General features: G+C 69.9%; 15 protein-coding genes. 8 read left to right on the top strand and 7 right to left on the bottom strand.

The features are described from left to right. Window positions 1–250: 250 nt before the first annotated feature. Both Q8A52_RS16495 and Q8A52_RS16490 read left to right on the top strand, forming a co-directional pair. Window positions 251–1,111 carry a helix-turn-helix domain-containing protein gene (locus tag Q8A52_RS16495; protein WP_316752698.1) on the top strand — a complete coding sequence of 287 codons (861 nt, stop codon included), beginning with the start codon at window positions 251–253 and terminating at the stop codon, window positions 1,109–1,111. 45 nt (window positions 1,112–1,156) lie between these two features. After that, window positions 1,157–1,597, top strand: a complete 441-nt coding sequence (locus Q8A52_RS16490; protein ID WP_316752696.1) for a hypothetical protein — start codon at window positions 1,157–1,159, stop codon at window positions 1,595–1,597. 269 nt (window positions 1,598–1,866) lie between these two features. Here the strand turns inward: Q8A52_RS16490 and Q8A52_RS16485 are convergent, their stop codons facing one another. From Q8A52_RS16485 to acnA, 3 genes are all read right to left on the bottom strand, one after another. Next, a complete protein-coding gene (locus Q8A52_RS16485) occupies window positions 1,867–2,109 on the bottom strand; it encodes a DUF397 domain-containing protein (protein ID WP_316752693.1) in 243 nt (80 codons plus the stop codon). Between the two features lie 227 nt (window positions 2,110–2,336). Next, entirely contained in the window at window positions 2,337–3,821 is a 1,485-nt protein-coding gene (locus tag Q8A52_RS16480) for an ATP-binding protein (RefSeq protein WP_316752691.1), read from the bottom strand. 157 nt (window positions 3,822–3,978) lie between these two features. Next, a complete protein-coding gene (acnA, locus tag Q8A52_RS16475; protein WP_316752688.1) occupies window positions 3,979–6,696 on the bottom strand; it encodes an aconitate hydratase AcnA in 2,718 nt (905 codons plus the stop codon). Between the two features lie 460 nt (window positions 6,697–7,156). Here acnA and Q8A52_RS16470 point away from each other — a divergent pair, with 460 nt between their 5' ends. The 6 genes from Q8A52_RS16470 (at window position 7,157) to Q8A52_RS16445 (ending at window position 16,868) form a co-directional block, all read left to right on the top strand. Further along, the gene (locus Q8A52_RS16470) at window positions 7,157–8,686 is read left to right on the top strand and encodes a helix-turn-helix domain-containing protein (protein WP_316752685.1); all 1,530 of its coding nucleotides are present in this window, start codon (window positions 7,157–7,159) and stop codon (window positions 8,684–8,686) included. A gap of 669 nt (window positions 8,687–9,355) precedes the next feature. Continuing rightward, a complete protein-coding gene (locus Q8A52_RS16465; RefSeq protein ID WP_316752684.1) occupies window positions 9,356–11,374 on the top strand; it encodes a hypothetical protein in 2,019 nt (672 codons plus the stop codon). After that, window positions 11,371–12,099 (top strand): class I SAM-dependent methyltransferase, encoded by a 729-nt coding sequence (locus tag Q8A52_RS16460; protein WP_316752682.1) that lies wholly within the window; start codon window positions 11,371–11,373, stop codon window positions 12,097–12,099. The genes Q8A52_RS16465 and Q8A52_RS16460 overlap by 4 nt, the downstream gene beginning before the upstream one ends. A gap of 116 nt (window positions 12,100–12,215) precedes the next feature. Then, window positions 12,216–12,788 carry an NADPH-dependent FMN reductase gene (locus tag Q8A52_RS16455; RefSeq protein WP_316752680.1) on the top strand — a complete coding sequence of 191 codons (573 nt, stop codon included), beginning with the start codon at window positions 12,216–12,218 and terminating at the stop codon, window positions 12,786–12,788. Then, window positions 12,785–14,068 (top strand): M16 family metallopeptidase, encoded by a 1,284-nt coding sequence (locus tag Q8A52_RS16450; RefSeq protein WP_316752678.1) that lies wholly within the window; start codon window positions 12,785–12,787, stop codon window positions 14,066–14,068. The genes Q8A52_RS16455 and Q8A52_RS16450 overlap by 4 nt, the downstream gene beginning before the upstream one ends. Window positions 14,069–14,072: 4 nt before the next feature. Next, window positions 14,073–16,868, top strand: coding sequence for a class III lanthionine synthetase LanKC N-terminal domain-containing protein (locus tag Q8A52_RS16445; protein ID WP_316752676.1), 2,796 nt, complete (start codon window positions 14,073–14,075; stop codon window positions 16,866–16,868). Here the strand turns inward: Q8A52_RS16445 and Q8A52_RS16440 are convergent. The 4 genes from Q8A52_RS16440 to Q8A52_RS16425 all read right to left on the bottom strand — a co-directional run bounded on the left by Q8A52_RS16440 (window position 16,837) and on the right by Q8A52_RS16425 (window position 21,240). Then, window positions 16,837–17,835 (bottom strand): LuxR C-terminal-related transcriptional regulator, encoded by a 999-nt coding sequence (locus Q8A52_RS16440; protein ID WP_316752673.1) that lies wholly within the window; start codon window positions 17,833–17,835, stop codon window positions 16,837–16,839. The genes Q8A52_RS16445 and Q8A52_RS16440 overlap by 32 nt on opposite strands. Window positions 17,836–17,985: 150 nt before the next feature. Continuing rightward, the gene (locus tag Q8A52_RS16435) at window positions 17,986–18,888 is read right to left on the bottom strand and encodes an LD-carboxypeptidase (RefSeq protein WP_316752672.1); all 903 of its coding nucleotides are present in this window, start codon (window positions 18,886–18,888) and stop codon (window positions 17,986–17,988) included. Beyond that, window positions 18,888–19,280, bottom strand: a complete 393-nt coding sequence (locus Q8A52_RS16430; protein ID WP_316752670.1) for a hypothetical protein — start codon at window positions 19,278–19,280, stop codon at window positions 18,888–18,890. Before Q8A52_RS16430 ends, Q8A52_RS16435 begins: the two co-directional genes overlap by 1 nt. After that, the gene (locus Q8A52_RS16425; RefSeq protein WP_316752668.1) at window positions 19,273–21,240 is read right to left on the bottom strand and encodes a tetratricopeptide repeat protein; all 1,968 of its coding nucleotides are present in this window, start codon (window positions 21,238–21,240) and stop codon (window positions 19,273–19,275) included. The genes Q8A52_RS16430 and Q8A52_RS16425 overlap by 8 nt, the downstream gene beginning before the upstream one ends. Window positions 21,241–21,522: the final 282 nt, after the last annotated feature.

The raw sequence follows: 21,522 nt of genomic DNA, 5'->3' as shown, positions 1-21,522 counted from the left end.
CCCTCGCATCCGCCGATCGAGGCGGAAGAACGCCTCTTCGGAGCACAGATGCCCGTACGTTCGTTGTCCCTTAAATGAGGACGGGCCCGCTCGGGGGCGACCGGTGCACACCACGACCCGTGAGCGATCAGGCTCAGGTCAATCAGCTCTATGCATTTTGCGCGAGGCATAATGGTCATGTCTAAGAGCTAGGAACTTTCTGTGCATGGCCGGTCGTTGCCAGGGTACGTGCACGGTCGAAGGAGCGACGATGACACCCCCCGTGGACCCGAGCCTCAACCGGCGGAAACTGCGCCTTGCCCTGCGGCAGGCTCGCGAGCACGCGGGGTTGAGCCAGCGTGAGGCCGCCGAGCGGGTGGAGTGGTCGCAGTCGAAACTCATCAGGGTCGAGACCGGCACCGTCAGTGTGTCCGTCAGCGACCTGCGTGCGCTGATGACGCTGTACGAGATCACCGACCCGGACCGGGTGCATGAGCTGGAGGAGGCGGCCCGCGGCAGCAAGGGGCCCAGCTGGTGGTCGCGGCACCACGAGGTCGTGACCCCGCAGTTCGCCCAGTACCTGGGCTACGAGAGCGCTGCCACGTCCCTGAACACGTACCATCCCATCGTCGTCCCGGGACACCTGCAGACGCGTGGGTACGCCGAAGCGCTCCTCGCTCCCCGCGGTCTGACCCCGGAGCGGGCCGAGCGGGTGGTGGACCTCAGGATGGAACGGCAGAAGAGGATGTTCGACGGCGACGAGGGGCCCACCACCACCTTCGTACTGGACGAGGCCGCCGTGCGGCGGCAGATCGGCGGGAAGGAGGTGCTCGCCGAACAGTTGCAGCAGTTGCTCGACTTCGGCGAGCGCCGGCGCGTCACGATCCGCGTCCTGCCCTTCGGTGCCGGGGCGCACTACAGCACCCTGGGCAGTTTCGTCCTGCTGGGCTTTCCGGACGACGACGATCTGCTCTACCTGGAGCACGCCGCGGGCAGCATGACCGGCGGCGAGGACCTGGAGCTGCTGGCGCGTTACCAGGAGTGCTTTCAAACGATCACGGATCTGGCACTCGGCGACACCGAGTCTCTCGACCTGATCGATCACATCAAGCAAGACCTCGGGGCCCGCTAGAGAGCTGCGGCGCCCATGGCTGGTTGAGCCAGGGGGAGGACCGACGTGGTCTTCAGGTCGATATGGCAGGCCCTGCAGGACTGGGCCAATACACAACTCGGGGCAGGACAGACCGGCCTGTCCGACGAGGAGCTCAAAGCTGGGGCGATCCAGGACGACAAGCAGACGGACAACCTGATCCGAATAGAGAACGAGCGCAGCAGGAATCAGTTCAAGCTGGTGGCGCTCGTCGGCTGCCTGCTGCTGGGCGCCTTTCTGGTGCTGGTCTCGGCCGCGCTCGTGGTCGTCCAGGCGGCCGCGGACCTGAAGCTCCCCTGGTCGCGGATCGTGACCATCGCGGGCACGTACATGGGCGCGCCCGCCCTCGCCGCGTTGACGGCCTGGTGGGCGAAGCGGGTACTGAAGCGCCGCGCGGCCGTCGGCACTACTCCGGCGAACCCGACCGCGAACCCTCCGGAAGGAGATCAGAATCAGATGGCGTCATAGTGGCGCACGCCGCACGCCACAGCCCCGCACCGACGGCCACCGCCACGGCCACGAGCACCCACAGAATCCGCTTGGCCATCACGTTGTCGACGAGCAGCGAAGCGAGAGCGGCGGACAGCGTCGCCGCCGCACCGACACCCAGGGAGAAGCTCACGGCTCCGGTCACACCACCGGACCGCTTCGGTATCTTCCCCCCGGAGCGCTCCACTGCAGATACCCCGGCACCCATTAAGGCCCCCTACCCTCCAGCCGATGGCTCGATAAAAACGTCACGGGCCGTGTAACTCGGCTTGCGCGACCGCACGGAGGAACTCCGTCCAGGCGGAGGCGGTGAAGCAGAGAGGGGAACGCGTGGGCCTCTTGGAGTCGCGGGTGAGCACTCGGCCCTCCCATGAGGCGACCTCCACGCACTCGTTCTCATTGCCGCACATGCTGCTCCTGCGCCAGAACAGTTGCCCCCCATGCACCACCTCAGCCCCCCTGCTCCCCCGATGCGCCTGGATGGTGCCCATCCAGGTTAGTGGACGGTTGTGCACTACCGCAGGCAAATGCCCCAACACGCGGGGCCACAGGAAACACACGCGGCACCCGAAAGACTACGCACAGCTACTACATTGCAAGGGTAGGCGAGTCGGGACTCCCGCAGCCATACCCGATCCAGTCGATATGCCATACGTATTTGAACGCCCCGACCGCTCGGCGAGAGAGTGACGCGGGGCCGTGATCCCGCGGCCGGTGCTCACCGCAGTGAGGCCCTGGACCGGCACGCCGACGCGTCCGCCCCCGAGCCGCCTGCCGACGGGAGCACGACCGTGAACTCCGTGCGCCCGGGCTCGCTCCGCACGTCGATACGACCCGCGTGCGCCGCCGTGACGGCCGCCGCGATCGCCAGCCCCAGCCCCGATCCGCCTTCCGTTGCCCCGGCCCGGGTGCGGGACGTGTCCGCCCTGGTGAACCGATCGAAGACGGACGGAACGAGTTCCGGCGGGATGCCGGGACCGTCGTCGCGGACGCGGATGAGGTGATGGGTGGGTGTGGACGCGACGGAGGCGGTCACCGTCGTGCCCACAGGCGTGTGCACACGCGCGTTGGCCAACAGGTTGGCCACCACCTGGTGGAGGCGGGCCTCGTCGCCCACGACCAGTGCGGGGCTGTCCGGGGAGAGGTCGAGTTGCCAGACATGGCCGGCGCCCGCGGCCCGCGCGTCCCATACCGCCTCGGCGACCAGGGCGGCGAGGTCCACCTCGGCGCTGTACGGCGGGCGGCCCTCGTCGAGGCGGGCGAGCAGCAGCAGGTCCTCGACCAGCTCCGTCATGCGCGCCGAATCGGCGAAGACCCGGCTCCAGGCGGGGTCGGGGGCGACACGGTTCATCAGCTCGGCGTACCCGGCGATGGAGGCGAGCGGGGTGCGCAGTTCGTGGCTCGCGTCGGCGATGAAGCGGCGCATGCGTTCCTCGCCGCGCCGGCGTTCGGCGAGCGAGGTCTCGACGTGGTCGATCATCCGGTTGAGGGCGGCACCGACCTGCCCGGCCTCGCTGCCGGGGTCGGTGTCGCGTCCGGGGACCCGGGGCAGCGCGCCGACGCAGCCGTGGCCGAGCGGTAGTACCCGGGAGACCTCGACGGCGTTGGCGGCGACCCGGGCGAGCGGGCGGAGCTGACGTCGGATGACGATCGCGCAGACGCCGCCGGCGAGGGCGAGTCCGGCGGCGCCGACGACCGCCTCGATCTCGACCAGTCTGCCGAGCGTGGCCCGGACGTCGTCCAGGGGCAGGCCGGTGAGGACGCGGATGCCGCTCGCGTCGAGGGCGGTGACCCGGTAGGTGCCGAGTCCGGGCAGCGTCCGGGTGTGCAGCGAGCCGTCGGGCCGGATGCCGTTGAGGACGCCGCGCTGGGCGGGGCCGAGGGTGCGTGGGGCCGCGTCCCGGGTGACGACCGCGGCGGAGACGATGTGCCCGGCGGCGTCGAGCCGGGCGGCGAGCAGGCCCTCGGTGTGGCCGCCCTCGCCGAGGAAGGCGAGGTCGGCGGGGGGTCCGGGGTGCAGCGCGGCGCCGCCCACGCTGCGTTCGGCGGCGTCGTTCACCCGGTCGTCCAGGTTGCCCATGAGACAGGCGCGCTGGGCGAGGACGGTGGTGAGGGCGAGCGCGGCGCACACGCACACGAGGGTGGCGGTGACGAGGACCAGCAGGCGTGTGCGCAGCGAGCGGGCCCACGGGCGGCGGCTCATGTACCGATCCTGTCCCGGTTCGCTGGGGGAAGCCTGTGTTCCGTCTGAGGGTGGGTGATGACCTTCATGACGGCCATCGCCCTACCCGGCCCGGACATGGCGAAGGGCCGCACCCCCGTCACCGGGGATGCGGCCCTGTACCGCCGTGCGCTGCCGCTTACTTGCGGATCAGGTTGCGCAGCACGTACTGCATGATGCCGCCGTTGCGGTAGTAGTCGGCCTCGCCGGGGGTGTCGATGCGGACGACCGCGTCGAACTCGACACCGGTGTCGGTGGTGACCTTGACCGTGCGCGGCGTGGTGCCGTTGTTGAGCTCCTCGACACCCGCGAAGGAGAAGGTCTCCTCGCCGGTCAGACCGAGGGACTCGGCCGAGGCGCCCTCCGGGAACTGCAGCGGCAGGACGCCCATGCCGATGAGGTTCGAGCGGTGGATGCGCTCGTACGACTCGGCGATGACGGCCTTGACGCCGAGCAGCGCGGTGCCCTTGGCGGCCCAGTCGCGGGACGAGCCGGAGCCGTACTCCTTGCCGGCCAGGACGACCAGCGGGATGCCCTGCTCGATGTAGTTGCGCGAGGCGTCGTAGATGAACGACACCGGCGCGTCCGCCTGGGTGAAGTCTCGGGTGTAGCCGCCCTCGGTGCCCGGCGCGATCTGGTTGCGCAGGCGGATGTTGGCGAACGTACCGCGGATCATGACCTCGTGGTTGCCACGGCGGGAGCCGTAGGAGTTGAAGTCACGACGCTCCACACCGTGCTCGGTGAGGTACTTGCCGGCCGGGGTGTCGGCCTTGATGGCGCCGGCCGGGGAGATGTGGTCGGTGGTGACCGAGTCGCCCAGCTTGGCGAGTACGCGGGCACCGGCGATATCGGTGACCGGGGCCGGCTCCATCTGCATGCCCTCGAAGTACGGGGGCTTGCGGACGTACGTCGACTCGGCGTCCCACTCGAAGGTGTTGCCGGTCGGGATCGGCAGGGACTGCCACTGAGCGTCGCCGGCGAAGACGTCCTGGTAGGACTTGTTGAACATGTCCTCGCCGATGGCGTTCGCCACGACGTCGTTGACCTCGGCCTCGGTCGGCCAGATGTCGGTCAGGTAGACCGGCTTGCCGTCCTGGTCGGTGCCGAGCGCGTCCTTGGTGATGTCCACCTTCATGGAACCCGCGAGGGCGTACGCGACGACCAGCGGCGGGGAGGCCAGGTAGTTCATCTTGACGTCGGGGTTGATACGGCCCTCGAAGTTCCGGTTGCCGGAGAGGACCGAGGTGACCGCGAGGTCGTGGTCGTTGACGGCCTTGGAGACCTCCTCCGGCAGCGGGCCGGAGTTGCCGATGCACGTGGTGCAGCCGTAACCGACCAGGTTGAAGCCGACCTTGTCGAGGTACGGCGTCAGACCCGCCTTGTCGAAGTAGTCCGTGACGACCTTCGAGCCCGGGGCGAGGGTGGTCTTGACCCACGGCTTGCGGGTCAGGCCCTTCTCGACCGCCTTCTTGGCCACCAGGGCGGCGGCGACCATGACGTACGGGTTCGAGGTGTTGGTGCAGGAGGTGATGGCCGCGACCGTCACCGCACCGTGGTCGATGGTGTAGGTCGTGCCGTCGGGGGCGGTGACCTGGACCGGGTTGGACGGCGCGCCGTTCGGGTGGATGGCCGGGGCGTCGGAGGCCGGGAAGGACTCCTCGCCCGCCTCGTCGGCGGTGGAGACGTAGTTCAGGACGTCGGTCTTGAACTGCTCGGCCGCGTTGGCGAGGACGATACGGTCCTGCGGGCGCTTCGGGCCGGCGATCGACGGGACGACCGTCGACAGGTCCAGCTCGAGCTTCTCGGAGAAGTCCGGCTCGGCCTGCGGGTCCAGCCAGAGGCCCTGCTCCTTGGCGTAGGCCTCGACGAGCGCGACCTGCTGGTCGGAGCGGCCGGTCAGGCGCAGGTAGTTCAGGGTCTCGCCGTCGATCGGGAAGATCGCGGCGGTGGAGCCGAACTCCGGCGACATGTTGCCGATGGTGGCGCGGTTGGCGAGCGAGGTCGCGGCCACGCCCTCGCCGTAGAACTCGACGAACTTGCCGACGACACCGTGCTTGCGGAGCATCTCGGTGATGGTCAGCACGAGGTCGGTGGCGGTGGTGCCGGGCTGGAGCTCACCGGTCAGCTTGAAGCCGACGACGCGCGGGATGAGCATGGAGACCGGCTGGCCGAGCATGGCGGCCTCGGCCTCGATGCCGCCGACGCCCCAGCCGAGGACGCCGAGGCCGTTGACCATGGTGGTGTGCGAGTCGGTGCCGACGAGGGTGTCGGGGTAGGCCTGGCCGCCTCGGACCATGACCGTGCGCGCCAGGTGCTCGATGTTCACCTGGTGGACGATGCCGGTGCCCGGGGGGACGACCTTGAACTCGTCGAAGGCGGTCTGACCCCAGCGCAGGAACTGGTAGCGCTCCTTGTTGCGGCCGTACTCCAGCTCGACGTTCTGCTTGAAGGCGTCGTTGGTGCCGAACTTGTCGGCGATGACGGAGTGGTCGATGACCAGCTCGGCCGGGGCCAGCGGGTTGATCTTCGCCGGGTCGCCGCCCAGCTCCTTCACGGCCTCACGCATGGTCGCGAGATCCACGACGCAGGGGACGCCGGTGAAGTCCTGCATGATCACGCGGGCCGGCGTGAACTGGATCTCCTGGCTGGGCTGGGCCTGCGAGTCCCAGCCGCCGAGAGCGCGGATGTGGTCGGCGGTGATGTTCGCGCCGTCCTCCGTGCGGAGCAGGTTCTCCAGCAGGACCTTGAGGCTGTACGGCAGCCGGGCCGAGCCCTCCACCTTGTCCAGCCGGAAGATCTCGTACGACTCGTCGCCCACCTGCAGCGTGCTGCGGGCGTCGAAGCTGTTCGCCGACACGACAGTCTCCTTCATTGATGTGCGCGTACTCACCACGATCCTGCCGCCACGGCATCTTGGCCGTTCCGCTAAGGTAAGGCTAAGTTAGGTAACCCTTACCGCCGGACTCGATGGCGGCGTGCAGCTGCGGTGCTCCTCGGCAGATATCTCGATGTCGAGATAACTCTAGTACACGGGGGCCGAATGGTCATGCCCGGACCGAATCCGCCGCCCCGATATTCAGTGGCGTGACCCACACAACACCCTGGGCGACGACGTCACGCATTACCAGGGGCACCGCCCGGAACCCGGAGTGCCCGACCTGCGCACCGAGTGCGGAATGTTCTTCGCAAATCAGTACGTAAGACTTTTGTGCGACATAACCTGATCAATCCCTCTCATCCAGAAGTACACTGACACCCCATCACCCGAATGGACCCCCCAACAGGCGCCATCTCATATCTGAGATAGCCTCAGCCTCATGGCAGACGACTACCTCGTACGCATCGGCAAGCTCATCCGTGACGCCCGGCAACACCGTGGCTGGACACAGGCGCAGCTCGCGGAAGCGCTCGGCACAAGTCAGAGCGCTGTCAATCGCATCGAGCGCGGCAACCAAAACATCAGCCTTGAGATGATCGCTCGAATCGGTGAAGCCCTGGACAGCGAGATCGTCTCGTTGGGCTACGCGGGTCCGATGCATCTGCGAGTGGTCGGCGGCCGCCGGCTGTCCGGGGCCATCGATGTGAAGACCAGCAAGAACGCCTGCGTGGCCCTGCTGTGCGCGACGCTGCTCAACAAGGGCCGCACGGTGCTGCGTCGGGTCGCCCGGATCGAGGAGGTGTACCGCCTGCTGGAGGTACTCAACTCGATCGGCGTGCGGACCCGCTGGATCAACGACGGGGTCGACCTGGAGATCGTGCCGCCGGCCGAGCTCGACATGGGCGCCATCGACTCCGACGCGGCCGTGCGCACGCGCTCCATCATCATGTTCCTCGGCCCGCTGCTGCACCGTATGGACCGGTTCAAACTGCCCTACGCCGGCGGCTGCGACCTCGGCACGCGGACCATCGAGCCGCACATGATCGCGCTGCGCCGCTTCGGGCTCGACATCGCCGCCACCGAGGGGCAGTACCACGCCCAGGTGGACCGTTCCGTACGGCCCGACCGGCCGATCGTGCTGACCGAGCGCGGCGACACCGTGACCGAGAACGCGCTGCTGGCCGCCGCACGGCACGACGGCGTCACCGTCATCCGCAACGCGTCCTCCAACTACATGGTCCAGGACCTCTGTTTCTTCCTCGAGGTGCTGGGCGTCAAGGTCGAGGGCATCGGCACGACGACCCTCACCGTGCACGGCGTGCCGGACATCGACGCCGACGTCGACTACTCCCCCTCGGAGGATCCGGTCGAGGCGATGAGCCTGCTGGCCGCCGCGGTCGTCACGGAGTCGGAGCTGACGGTGCGCCGGGTGCCCATCGAGTTCCTCGAGATCGAACTCGCGGTCCTGGAGGAGATGGGCCTCGACCACGATCGCACTCCGGAGTACGTCGCCGACAACGGCCGTACCCGTCTGGTGGACCTGACCGTGCGCCCCTCCAAGCTGGAGGCGCCGATCGACAAGATCCACCCGATGCCGTTCCCCGGCCTGAACATCGACAACGTCCCCTTCTTCGCGGCCATCGCCGCGGTGGCCCAGGGCAAGACCCTGATCCACGACTGGGTCTACGACAACCGGGCCATCTACCTGACGGACCTCAACCGGCTCGGCGGCCGTCTCCAGCTCCTGGACCCGCACCGTGTCCTCGTCGAGGGCCCGACGCGCTGGCGCGCCGCCGAGATGATGTGCCCGCCCGCGCTGCGGCCCGCCGTGGTCGTCCTGCTGGCGATGATGGCGGCCGAGGGCACCTCGGTGCTGCGCAACGTGTACGTCATCAACCGGGGTTACGAGGACCTCGCCGAGCGCCTCAACTCGATCGGGGCGCAGATCGAGATCTTCCGGGACATCTGAACGCCTTACCCAAAAGCCGCCGCCACACCCCTCCTGGCCTGCATGAACGTCAGGCAGGAGGGGGCGTGGCGGCGCCTCTGGCGCTTTTCTGGGACTTTGGGCCCATTGAACGGGCGGGTTGACGGCGGCGAGTGATTCTCCTCCCGGATCCGGAACCCTGACGCGTCGCCCACTTGAAGCGATCCTCATCATGCACAAGTCGGCCGGCTCGCACAGAGGGCTGCCTCATCGCCCCCGGCCGCTCGGCGCCGGCCGCTCGGCGCCGGCCTCGACGTCCTGCGGCCACCGGCCGAATGCCCGGGCCTTCGGGGTCCGGTATGGCGGGCATACGCCATGGCGCGCTCTCGCAACCTCAGATCATTGCCGCCGGTCATTCCGCGGGTTCACTCTTCTGGCATGCCCTTCGACGCCTCGAAGGGTTCCGATTCTCCATCGACAGAAGGGATTGGTTGTCATGACCGACGCCGACCTGAACAGCGCGCTCGAAGAGGTTCTCGCTTCTTTCGAGGCCGCTGACGAGAACCTGACCGAGCGTGAGTACGAGCTCGCTCGCGAGACCAAGGCCTGGTAACCGAAAAGGCCGATCCGGAAAGAATTCGGAACAGCGACAAAGGTGCGGCCCCCGGGCGACCGGGGCCGCCCTGTCCCGGAATTCGAGGAAACAGCGGGGTGTGCGCAGTGGTGAGTTCGAGGCTGGAAGCCGAGCCGGTCTCCTCATGGGGATCCCGGGGACCGTGGCAGGCCGAGGCGGGCCTGGCCTGGCGGCCTGACCATCGGCTTGTCGTATTGTGCTCGCGGCGGCACGGCACCGCCGACTGCCTGGCGTCGGCCGGGCTGGAACTGCCCGGCTTCCGCATCCGGATCAGCACCCCGCCGGCGGGGTTCGAGGACCTCGCGGGCACCGACGTCCTGTTGCGCGCACTGCTGAAGAAGGTCGAGGAGTCTTCAGCCCCGGACGCGGCTGCCGAGCTGCGCTCGCGCCATCACCGGACGATCGACTTGCTGACATCTCCCGGCCACCGCGAGGGCATCGGCCGCCTGCTGCCGATCTCGGAGGCGGCAGCGCTGGGCACGACCCGCCGCATCAGCAGGGAGTCCCACACCAGCGCGTTGTGGATCGACCAGGCGGCGCGCCTGATCGCGGACTGCGCGCGACTGGTGGCCGGAGGCGGTCCGCTGCTGCTCGACATCGAGGCGCTGGACAGTTGGGACCGTCCATCCCTGCGAGTGCTCTACCGCTCGGCGCTGGTGGCCGCGAGCGAGCGAGCCGAGCTGCTCGTGCGCGGCCGGATGGCTCATGCCGACGGCGAGGACGAGGTCATCGGACGCTTGCGCAAGACGTTCTTCACCCACCTCGCCCAGCGTCGTGGCGTGATGGTCCATTCCCGCGCCGGAATTCCCGCCGATGCGCGCAGCGTTGACCTGAGCGCCCGCACAGCCGGCGTGGAGGACATGGTGCGCCGGTCGCTGGCGGAGGGGCTGCCCGGCCTTCTCCGGCTTGTCGGCGGCTCTCTGGCCATGCAGAACTTCGAGCGGGCCCGGCTCATTTCGGCTACCGCCCTGCGAATGCACCGGGAAGACATGCTGCCTGCCGAGGCCGGGCTCGACCTGCCCATTCAGATAACGCGTCTTGAAGCCATCGCGGCGGCGCAGGTCGGCGATGTCTCCGAAGCCGAGGAACTGCTCCGACAGGCCCTTGATCTGGCACAGCGGCCCGAGGACGTTTCTCATCTCAATTATCTGCTTGCGCTGATCGCCACGAAACGCAATTACGACCTCGCGACGGCCCGTGAATACTACGGACGTGCCCGCCGCGCGGTGGACGATCTGGCCGACCCCAGCGTCGATGCCCTGGTCGAACGGGCCTGGGTGGGCAACGGGCTCGCGCTGGTCGCGGTCATGGAAGCCCGCAGCGCGACAGACCCACAGGTCCGGGAGGCGCGCTACGCCGAGGCGTACGAGGAAGAGCTGGCCGCCTTCGCGGCGGTCCGCGGGCTGCCCGGGATGAGCGCGTTCTATCTCCGCTACAACCTGGGCTACAACTTGTCGTTCCTGCTAGAGATCACCGGCAAGTTCGAGCAGGCCCAGTCGTTCCTGGCCTCCGTCTCCTCCGTCCTGCTGTCCGCCGAGCGGGCGGACTACGGCGCTCTGTACGAGTACGCAATCGGGTTGCTGCGGCTGCGCACCGAGGACCTGGCCGGGGCCGCGCACTCCCTGCGCCGCGCCACAGAACTGGCCGAATCGCTTCACGACCCGTTCTACCTGGAGCGCATGCTGTCGGCTCTCGGCTATGTCGAGCACCGGCGCGGCAACCACGTCGAGGCCGCCGCGGTGTTCCGGGAGGGGGTCCGGTTGGCCCGTTGGCTACGCGACGAAGACGCCTACCGTCAGCAGCTCACCGGTCTGCTGTGGTCGGTCGTCCTCGGCGGGAGGGACCTGGAAGAGCAGGTGCGCGAGGCGGCGGAGATCTGGTTCCCCACCGTGGTACGCGACCTGGACGGGGACGACCGGGACCGTGCCATTGCCGCCCTGCGTGCGGCCGATGCCCAACTCCTGGTGCCTTCTTCCAAGTTGCCGTCCTATGTCGCCTCCGTGGATCTGGAGGGCCGGCCCAGCCGGGACCTCAACCGGTTCCTGGCCGGTGTGGCGACCACCGAAGCGCCCTGCGCCGAGAAGGAGACGCGGTGAGTCAGGAGACCGTGCCGCCGACTCTCACCGTCGCCCAGACCGACGCGCTGGCCGACCGGATGCTGGAGCACTGCCGGCAGCAGGGCATCCTGCCCCCCGGCCCCGAGGGGCTCTGGCAGGGCTATCACCGGCTGCGGTCCCGGCTGTACGACACCTTCACCATCCCGGACACCCATCTGACGCCACTGGCCGCCCGGCTGCTGCACGGCATCGCCGCCCTTCACCGGCCGCAGCGCCTCGCGGTCCTCGGGTGCTACGCCGGCAATCTGCTGGGCTGGACGGCAGGGCCGGGGTTCGGGCCGCAGGCGCGGTTCACGGGCGCCTGCGCCGTCGGTCTGGACGTGGACGCGGCGGCGGTCGCGCTCGCCGAGCGGAATCTCCGCGGGGCCGGCTACAGCCCCGGGGCTCGTGCGGTGTGCGCGGACGCCTACGCGGCGGACGCCTTTGCCGCGCAGGGTCCCTGGGACCTCGTAGTGATCGACGTGGACGAGCCCGGCGCCCGTAAGGCCGGATACCACCGGGTGCTGGAACGTTGGGTGCCGTACCTGGCCGAGGGGGCAGTCGTGGTCGCCCACGACGTCAAACACCCCGCTTTCGCGCACGACCTCGCCGGATATGCCGAACACACCCGCAGACTCGGAGCCATCGCCACCACCACACTGCCGGCCGACGTGTGCGGGCTTGAAGTGTCCCGTTGGAGTGATCGGGCCGGCATCACCGCATGATGTCCGCCGAACTCCATGGCCGACGGGCCCCGGTGGCCGGTGCCGGACTTCACCGATCGCACCCCCTCGCCTGACGGCCTCGCCGGCCGGTGCGCGCACTTGAGAAAGGACGGACCATGACCGATCACACCGCCGCCCGATCGCCCGAGGTGCTCATCGTGTGCGGCAGCGTGCGCCCCGGCGGACACACCCAGGCCCTCACCCGGTACGCCGCCGCCCGGCTCGACGGCGACGGTCACCGGGTCATGCTCTGGAACCTGGCCGAACGCCCACTGCCCATGGCGAATCCCGCATACCACCATGAGCCGGCGGCCAACCCGGACCCAGCCGTACGCCGATTCGTGGCCGCTGCGCGGCGTGCCGACGCCTTGCTCCTTGCGAGCCCCGTGTACCACAGCTCCTACTCCGGGGTGCTCAAGAACGCCCTCGACTGCGTGTCCATGTCCGAGTTCGCCGGCAAATCCGTCGGCCTCCTCGCCCACGGCCCCCAGCTGACCGCCGTACAGGTCTGCGATCACCTGCGTATCGTGGTGCGCAGCCTCTACGGCCACTGCGTCCCGGAACAGGCCGTCACCACACCGGAGGACTACGACCGCGACGACAGCGGGGACTGGCGCCTGTCGGCGCCCCGGATGCGTGCCCGAGTCGACGGCCTGGCGGCCGCGGTGGTCAAAGCGGCCCAACGATGACCGCGACGGTCACGGGCTCGGTCCCGGTGCATCGCGGCAGCTCGGGGCCCGGCCGCTCCGCATGCGCCATGGTGTTCGTGTCCGCGGGATCCTGGTCGGACCCACAGGGCAAGTCCGGGCTGGCGCATCTGTGGGAGCACGCGTTCTTCGCCGGTTCCGGTCGCCACCACACGGCACACGACATCGCCGCGGCGGCGACCGCGCTCGGTCACACCTTCAACGGCCATACAACTGCGGAGTATTCCTACTTCTACCTCAGCGGCCCGGAGGACACCCTCGACCAAGCCATGGAGCTCCTCCTCACCTGCTACACGGCCCCCCGCCGGGAAGACGGTGAAATGGCCATCCAAAAGCGTGCGATCGACAACGAGCTGCGCATGTTCGCCGACGACCGCGGGCGGCGGGTACGCCAGTTGGCCACCGAGGCCCTGCACGGCCCCGGGCCCTTCGCGCTGTCGCCGCTCGGCAGAGCGGACGAGATCGCCCCCCTCACCGGCACCGATGTCGCGGCCTTCGCCCGAGGCCACGCCGGCCCCGACCGGCTGACGATACTCGTCGACAGCCCACGCCACGACAGCCGCGTCGACGATGTCATCGCCCGGCACGTCGTGCCGGCAGCGGGCAGGCCGACCGCCGGGCCTTCTCCGGCCGACTACGGCCCTCTGACCCATCTGGCCTTGGAACTCCCGGGCCGCACCGCCATCGTGGCCCTCGCGATACCCGGTGTCTCATACCGGCTCACTTCGCGTGAAATGCACGCCATTCGCCTGTTCCACACCGTCCTCGGCGGCATTCGGGGCAGCCGCCTCAGCACCCGCTTGCGCAACGAACTCGGTGTGGCCTACCAGGCCCGCACCGTCCTGGAACCCCACGCCGGCACCGGAGCCCTCCTCGCGCTCTTCACCTGTGCGCCCGAGCGGGTCGCGGAGGCTGTGCGCGCGGTGACGGCACTCGTCGACGAGGCGCTGGACGCACCGATGAGCACATCGGAACTGGCCGGGGCAGTCGCCATGAACCGGGGCGACCACGTGCGGAACCGTGAAACGGCCGCCGCCCGGTGCCTGGCCAGAGGCAGGGAGATCCTGCGGCGCGGCGTGCCGCAGTCCGAGGACGAGCAGTTTGCCCTCTGGGCCGACATAGGCGCCGAGGAGGTCCTGGAGACGGCTCGGCGGGTCCTCGTCCCGAAGCAGACCAGGTGCGCGGTGGTCGGGCCACCGGGCACCCTTCAGCCCCTGCGCGAGACCGCGGTACTCCCCGGCACCTGGCAGCCGGCGGAGTGACAGGGTGTTCGGTCACCGAGGCGCCGAATGGCGCGAGGTCCTCACTGCGGACGGCAACACCCCGTTCACACCCTTGGTCGACTCCCTGCTCGGCAACGACTGGGAGTCCCGAGCGGACGGCTTCTGGCTGCATGCCCGCCTGATCGGCAGCCGGCTGCCGGTCCAGGGATGGAAACTTCACGTATCGGCCGTCCCCGACACTGCCGCGACCGTTCTGGCCGCCTGCGTGCCGGTCCTGCGCGAGCATCGGGTGGCGTTCAAGTGCGCCGAGGACACCGCTGTGCTCCTCCAGTTGCTGTCGAGCCGGTACGAGGCCGGCGGGATGGGCAAGTTCCTCACCGCCTACCCGCCCGACGCCGGCACCTGTGTCGCCGTCGGCGACCTCCTTGCCGAGGCCACCGCAGGGCTGGCGGGTCCTACCGTGGTCTCCGACGCGACCTGGCAACCGGGTTCGCCCGTCCACTTCCGCTACGGAGCCTTCACCACAGAGGACCGCCTCACCGACGACGGCAGGTTCGTCCCTGTGCTGCTCAGGCCCGACGGAACCGCCGAGCGTGATGTCCGCGACCGGTTCTCGCCTCCCTCCTGGGCACCCGCCCTGCCCCGGCCCGCGGCCGTCCGCACTCCGGATGCCGGCCGGGCGCTGCTCGTCGCCGACCGGTACCGCATCGAATCGGTGCTGCGGCGTTCCGCCCGCGGCGGGGTCTTCTCGGGTCAGGACCTCGCCACTGGCCAGCCGGTGGTGATCAAACATGCGCGGGCGCACGTCGGCGTCACTCCCGCCGGTCAGGACGCACGCGATGTGCTGGGGCACGAGGCGCGGGTCCTGCGGGAACTGTCGGGCACCGGCGTGGTGCCCGACCTGATCGATCTCGTGGAGACCGAGCGGGCCACGTACCTCGTCGAGGAGCGGCTGGAAGGCGTCACCTTGCGGCAGTTCGCCGCCGAGCAGTGGAGCCCCGGGCAGACCGTCGGCGACCAGGTGTGGCAGGTGGCCACGTCACTGGCACGCGCCGTCAGTGCCGTACACGCCGCAGGCTGGACCCTGTGCGACCTGTCGCCGGGCAATGTGATGGTCGGCCCGGCCGGCCACTGCACCCTTGTCGACCTCGAGTTGGCGGCCCGGCCCGGCGACCGTGTCCTGCGTGACAACACTCCCGGCTACGCGTCCCCCGAACAGCGATACGCAGCCCTCGTCGACCGGGCTCCGGGTCCGGCAGCCGACTGCCACGCGCTGGGCGGCCTGCTGTTCCTGCTGGCCGCTGGGCGCGATCCGCTTCACCTGAACGGTATGTGGAGTGCGGGCGAGCGCCTGGCCGGTCAACTGAGCGCGCTGCAAGACCGGCAGGGGTTCGCCGCCTCTGTCGCGCCCTTGGTGGAAGCCCTGTTGCACGGGGATCCCCGGGACCGGCCCACCGCGGCGGCGACCGCGTCCCGGCTGGTCCGGCTCAAGGCGGCCCGCTCCCGGACGTCGGCCGCCACCGGCCGGCCGGGCGGTGGCAGAGCAGAAGCCGAGGTTCCCCGCTCCGCTGCCCGGACGGTCCTGGCCGACGGCATCGGTGAACTGGTCGAACTCGTCCGCAGGCGTGGCCCCGAAGCCCTCCTCCTGGACGTCCCCTGGCGAAGTCGACGGGACGGAGTCGGCGCGGACTTCGGCGTGTGCGGACCTCTCCTGCTGCTGACTCGTGCCATGGCGGTGCCCCCCTCCCTCACCGGCGTCGACCCGACCCGGCTCCACGACGCGATCCGACGGATCGTCGAGCATCTCCAGCGGCTGCCACGTCCGGACTCCCTGAGCTCTGGCCCTCGCCTCGGCCTGGGCACGGGAGAAGCAGGGTGCTTGTGGGCCCTCTGGGACGCAGCCGCCGTGCTGGACGACCGCGGCATCCGCGCGCGGCTGCTGGCACGGGCAACCGAACTGACCACAGCGGTCCGCCCGCTTGCCGGGGCCGGGGGGACACCGCTGCGGCTGAGCTTGGGTCATGGCATCGCAGGTCTGGGCACCCTGCAACTGAAGCTGTACCTCGCCACTGGCAGCGCGGAACTGCGGCAGGCGGCGCTGACCTGCGCCGATGCCCTGCTGGCGGCACACGAGCGGGCGGCTGAACCGGATGCGGGCGGGTTGCTGGACGGAACGGCCGGAGTCGCCTGGTTCCTGCTGGCTCTCGGTCATGCGCTGGACCATGACCCGGCCGTCAGCTGGGCCGAGCAGACGGTGCGAAAGCGTTGCGAACGAGTGGTCAAGGCGGTGACAGGGCCTGGTCCCCGCTTGGCGCACCACGACGGACTGGCAGGCGAGGGGCGTCTGCTGGCCGCCGCCGCTCGCCACGGAATGACCACCGAGTACGCCCTCCGGCGGATCGAGGACCTCGTCAAGGCCCGCCACAGTACGGCACCCACCGGGCTCGCACGAGGAATCAGCGGGTGGACCGAGTTCCTACTGGACGTGGACGCTGGTGGCGGCACAGCAGAGCCGTTGCTCGCGGCCATCGCCGCGCGGGCCAACATCCGCCACGGCCGGATCACCGTCCCCGACGACTCGGGAGCGCACGTCAACCACTCGCTCGCCGACGGCGGCTGCGGCGCCCTGTGGGTGCTGCTACGAGCCGCCGACCAGAGGCCCGGCCTGTGGGACCCGGCCACGGCCCGTACCGTACGAACCCCGGCAGCCGCGACGCCGCTCCGGGGGCGGGTCGGGCCACCAGATCTTGCTGTCACAGAAGTGCATGAGTATCCCCCGGGCACACGAGATTCTGAGAGAGGTCGGTCTAGCCGAGCCAGCCGCGCCGGGCGGCCTTGACCCCGGCTTCGAATCGGCTTTCCGCTTCCAGGATGGCCATCAGTTCGGAGATCAGTCGGCTCAAGGTCCTCGGCGACACTCCCAGCACGCGGGCGATGCGCTCGTCCTTCATGCCGCCGGCGAGCAGCTTCAGCAGCACCAGTTGCTGGTCGCCCAGTGGTGCCTCGCTCTGTCCGGGCGCCTCGGCCGAAGGGGGCGCGGCCAGGAGCCAGAAGCACTCGAAGAACGAGACGAACGCCTGGACCACCGGGCCCCCGTGCAGGATGCATATGCCCAGACCCGGGTTGGCGACATCCAGCGGCAGGACCACCTCCCGCCGGTCCGCGATCAGCAGATCGACCGGGACATGGCTGCTGAGCCTTATGCGACTGCCCGCCTCGGCCGCGTCCTGGAAGTAGCGGCGCAGCCGGGTGGCCGCGGGGAAGCTCGTCGGATAGAGGGATCGGACGACAACGCCGCGGCTGAGCAGCCGTCGGTCCTTGGCCAGCGAAGCGGAGAGCATCTCGGCGGAGGGCAGCGGGCCAGGGTGCATCGACTCCAGGGTGGAGGTCGCCGTCTCGGCCAGATCCGTGAGGAACTGCTCGATCTCACTGCGCTCGGTGAGCACCGTCACCGGAGGCTCCGCCTGCTCCCCCTCGAATCGCAGGGGGTAGTCCCTCAGTACTCGGTCAACGGTGGCGGTCCGGCGGAGGACGTCTTCCAGAGCGGCGTCGAGCTGGTCACGCTGGTCCCGAAGGAGCTCTCTGAGTGCGGCACCGGTCGGCAAGGCGGTGATCCTGCGGTCCTGCGGGTCCGGCCTCACCATCCGCAGATCGCACAGGTCGTCGAGTGCGGAGGTGAGCCGCTCCTGTGACACTCCGAGGCACGACCGCAGCTGTTCCGCCTGCAGTGGGCCACGGGCTCTCAGGGTCTCGTAGACCTGGCGTGGCAGTACGTCGGATCGCAGAGATTCGAGCTCATCGGACATATCTGTTCACCGCCGCACCCGTTGACGGACCGGACGGCGGTTCCCCCTTCCGTGTTTGCCAGGGCGCCGGTCACCGCAGGCAATGGCTTGCGACGTCGGCTGCCACCGCTCCTCTTCTCCCGGGCCGGCGGGCAGGTCGCACGCCCTCGTTCAGACACCGACGGTCAGCCGGCACATGTCCCCGGCGGGGACGAGCTCCACCGGCGCGCCGAGCCGCAGCGGCACCCGCGCACGGCCATGACCGAACTCCGGCCACACGAGGACGGGCGTCGCGGTCCGCTCGGCCACCGCGCGGGCGATCCGCTCCAGCGGGAGTGTGGCGCCGCTCTCGTCCCGGCAGGCCGCGAACTCTCCCAGGACGACGGCCTTCGCCGCTTCCAGCCAGCCCGCCGCGCACAGCACGTCCAGGGCGCGCAGCAGCCGCCGCAGGTCGTCGTCGACGTCTTCGAGGAACAGCACCGGTCCGTCCGGCAGTTCGACTACGGCCGGCAGGCAGGCCGCGATGCTCAGATTGAGCGGGACCACGTGCCCTGCGACCCTTCCGTGGCCACCCGTACCGCCGGCCGTGGCCGTCCCGGTGATCACTTTCGGTACGCCGTGGAGGTGCCGGATCAAGGCGGCCGCATCCGTGCGGCGCCCGGTGAGCAGGTGCGGGTCGAAGGCGTGGGTGGCGTGGAGGAAGTCCACACCGGTGTGGCACAGCGCGAGTGTGGCACCGATCGCACACGAGTCCGAGAACCCCACGAACGTCGTGGCGGGCAGCCGGGCGGGCAGCAGCCGTTCCAGATCGGGTAGCACTTCGGTGGCTCCGAACCCGCCTTGCGCAGCCCACACCACCGGGATGTCCGGGTCGGTGAGGGCGGCGGCCAGGATCGCCGCCCGCTCCCGCGGAGTGGCGACGCTGTAGCCATGACGTGCGGCGGCGTCGTCGCCGGGCCCCCGGTCGTCCAGTTCGACACCCAGCCGCCTGAGGGCCGTACGATGCGCGGCCCGGCCCCGCGCGGACAGCAGCGGGCGGCCGGAGGTGTGTACGACCGCGGCTCGGACGGTCATCAGCCGGGCTCCCCAGCGCAACGCAGCTGTGCGACGAGATCGCGCAGGGCGGCGATCAGCTCCGTGCGGCTGTCGGGCTGATAGAAGAACCGTGCCACCACCGCCCCTTCGGCGTCGCGCAGCGCCACCATCGGTTCGGGGCCGTATCCCACGTCCTCGTCGTGGTAGGTGAAACGGGCCACCCGGCTCCAGTCGAAGTGCAGATGGCAGCCGCAGTCCTTGAGACGCAGCGCGTACGGGTCCGCGCCGTCCCGCCCCATGACCAGTTGTCCGCACAGGTTGGCCGACCATCCGTCACCGCGCACCACCGCGATCGCGCCGGGGAAGTCGCGCAGCGTCTGCAGCAGTGCCGCCACCAGCCTGCTCGGCGGCTGGTGCCCTGACTCACTCACCACGGCCGGCTCCTCGGTCTCCGGTGCCCGCCGGCGTCACCGGGATCCGGCTGAGCGATTCCTCTTCCGTGCCCTCCAGGTCCACGTGGGCGATGTATGCAGGCAGTTCGGGCAAGGGTTTCTCCAGACGTACGCTGTTGAGGGTCAGGACCTGGCGCTGCGCCTGAACGGTCCCGGCGGCGCGCAGCCCACCGGCCAGGCCGTCGGGCAGCAGCGGCGATCGTTCCGCCAGTGCGGCGGCCGTCTCGGCGTCGCCCGCCTCCACCAGCGCCACGAGCGCGCCGGACAACTGCTGGAAATAGCCCGTGCGGTCGCACAGGCCGGCCGCGAGATGTGCCCCGGTACGGAAGTGCTGCACGGCGGCGTCGAACCGGTCGGCGCGGAAGCAGGCATAACCGCGGGCATAGCGGATCCGCTCCTCGTGGAAGCGGTCGCCGAGCCGGCGGGCGTGGGTGGTCGCCTGCGCGAAGTGCTCCTGGGCCCCGTCGTCGCGCTCGTGGCCCAGGAGCCGGCCGAGCCGGGCGTGGTAGGGCACGAGGCAACCGGATGCGCCGGTGGCGGCGAGACCGCCGAAGGCACGCTCCCAGAAGCGTGCCCCCTCTCGGTGCCGTCCGGTGATCTCCAACAGGAACGTGATGTCGGAGACGAGGTTGTGCCGCAGGTGCTCGGCGTGCCCCCCACTCAGTCCGCTGATGCGGGCCAGTGCGTCGGAGCACAGCCGGAAAGCCCTGTCAAAGGTCTCGGTCCGTTCCTGCTGCGTCGCCGCGCGGCGAGCGGACATCGCCAGGCTCAGGGCTTTGCCGTTGAGGAGCCAGCCGTGCTCCACAGCGGCGCGAGGGGTGACCTCGGCGGCCTCCAGCAGTGCCAGACCTTCGTCGTGGTGCCTGGCTCCCTCGGCCGGGGACAGGGTCCGCTCGGTCCGCAACAGGCCCATGAGACCGCTGATGTGGGCTGCGGTCGTCGCGACGGCCGTGGCGCTCCTGGCCTGTCGAAGCCATTCCATGGCGGCGTCGTAGTGGCCCGACTGCACCTCGGCGATGGCCGTCAGCCGGTGGATGCCGGAGATTTCCTCCGGATCCCGGGCTGCCTCGAGTGCGGCGGCGGCGACGAAGAAGAAGTGCTCGAAATTCTGGAAGGCCAGAGCGTTCTCCAGCTCCAGCAGGGCCGTCTCGAACGACCGCTCACGCAGCTCCAGCCAGCGCCCGCCCGCGTGCCGGGCCACCGACGCCGGCTCCGCCGGGTCCACGACCGGTTCGTCCGCCGGGATGCGCCAGACGACGTGCGGCAGGTCGCGCAGCCGGTTCAGCCAGTCGATACGGGCGTCCGCTGCCAGCCGGCACAGCGGTGTGAGGCCGGTGACATCCATGCCGTGCCACTCGTGGGCGGAGGCCACCACCAGGGGGCCGCTGTTCCCGGACAGGAGGCAGAGCCGGTACAGGACGCGCAACGAGGGCCGGTCCCACAGGTCCAGCCGTTCCACCAGCACCGTGATCCGGCCGCGTCCGGCCCCCGTTGCGGGTGTCGGCGGGGTCAGGCTCGCCGCCAGAGTGCGTGCCAGCCGGTCGATGATCACGGCACTGTCGTGGGACTCACGGTGGAGACGCCGGGTCACACCGAGCACGGCCGATCGGGTCAGCGGCAGCAGACCGTCCGGTTCGGCACGGTCGATCGCGTTCCGGAAGCCGCACAGCTGGGCGGTGAGTTCATCTCGGGCGCCCATGGCGCCGGAGCCCAGCACCGGCAGGGCTGCATCGGTCAGGGCGATCACGCCCGCCATGGTGGCGAAACCGGTGTCCGGTCCGGGTGGCGGTACCCGGACCGTGCGGGAGGGGTCCGATTCGCCCGACGCCGGGACGGAGGCCGCGGCGTGGGCCTGCGGGTCGACGACCAACTCCACGCTCGCGTCGGTGAAGACGGGAAAGGAAAGGCTGGTGGAAAGCTCAGGGCCTTTCGTGATCACGGTGGGACTCTCCCTCCAGGGGCCAGGGGCTCCCGTGCGCGCGCCGGGATCCGGGGTACGGGCGAGTGCCCGGCCCGTCCCGCGGGCCGGGCACTCCTCGTCCGTGATGGCCGTCTCGGTCCGGGACTCCGGCCGGCGCCCGGGCGCGTTGTCAGTCGAGGCCGGCCGGAACCCGGTCGAGCGCACAGGTCAGCTCGATGTTCCACATGCGGCTCTTCCTTTCAGTTCGCCGGACGCGAACTCCACCGTGAAACATTCGGTGTGCCGGGAGAAGCGCTCTGG

Source organism: Streptomyces herbicida, from assembly GCF_032656585.1.
GTDB classification, from domain to species: Bacteria; Actinomycetota; Actinomycetes; order Streptomycetales; family Streptomycetaceae; genus Streptomyces; species Streptomyces herbicida.
Note: the sequence above shows the minus strand (reverse complement) of the source record. Positions and strands in the feature narration are given on the sequence as shown.

What these genes read in the sequence shown, in the direction of transcription:
- Q8A52_RS16485 (WP_316752693.1), bottom strand. Translation starts at nt 2,109, where the DNA reads ATGGGCACCATCCAGGCGCATCGGGGGAGCAGGGGGGCTGAGGTGGTG.
- Q8A52_RS16470 (WP_316752685.1), top strand. Translation starts at nt 7,157, where the DNA reads ATGGCAGACGACTACCTCGTACGCATCGGCAAGCTCATCCGTGACGCC.
- Q8A52_RS16435 (WP_316752672.1), bottom strand. Translation starts at nt 18,888, where the DNA reads ATGACCGTCCGAGCCGCGGTCGTACACACCTCCGGCCGCCCGCTGCTG.
- Q8A52_RS16495 (WP_316752698.1), top strand. Translation starts at nt 251, where the DNA reads ATGACACCCCCCGTGGACCCGAGCCTCAACCGGCGGAAACTGCGCCTT.
- Q8A52_RS16480 (WP_316752691.1), bottom strand. Translation starts at nt 3,821, where the DNA reads ATGAGCCGCCGCCCGTGGGCCCGCTCGCTGCGCACACGCCTGCTGGTC.
- Q8A52_RS16440 (WP_316752673.1), bottom strand. Translation starts at nt 17,835, where the DNA reads ATGTCCGATGAGCTCGAATCTCTGCGATCCGACGTACTGCCACGCCAG.
- Q8A52_RS16455 (WP_316752680.1), top strand. Translation starts at nt 12,216, where the DNA reads ATGACCGATCACACCGCCGCCCGATCGCCCGAGGTGCTCATCGTGTGC.
- Q8A52_RS16450 (WP_316752678.1), top strand. Translation starts at nt 12,785, where the DNA reads ATGACCGCGACGGTCACGGGCTCGGTCCCGGTGCATCGCGGCAGCTCG.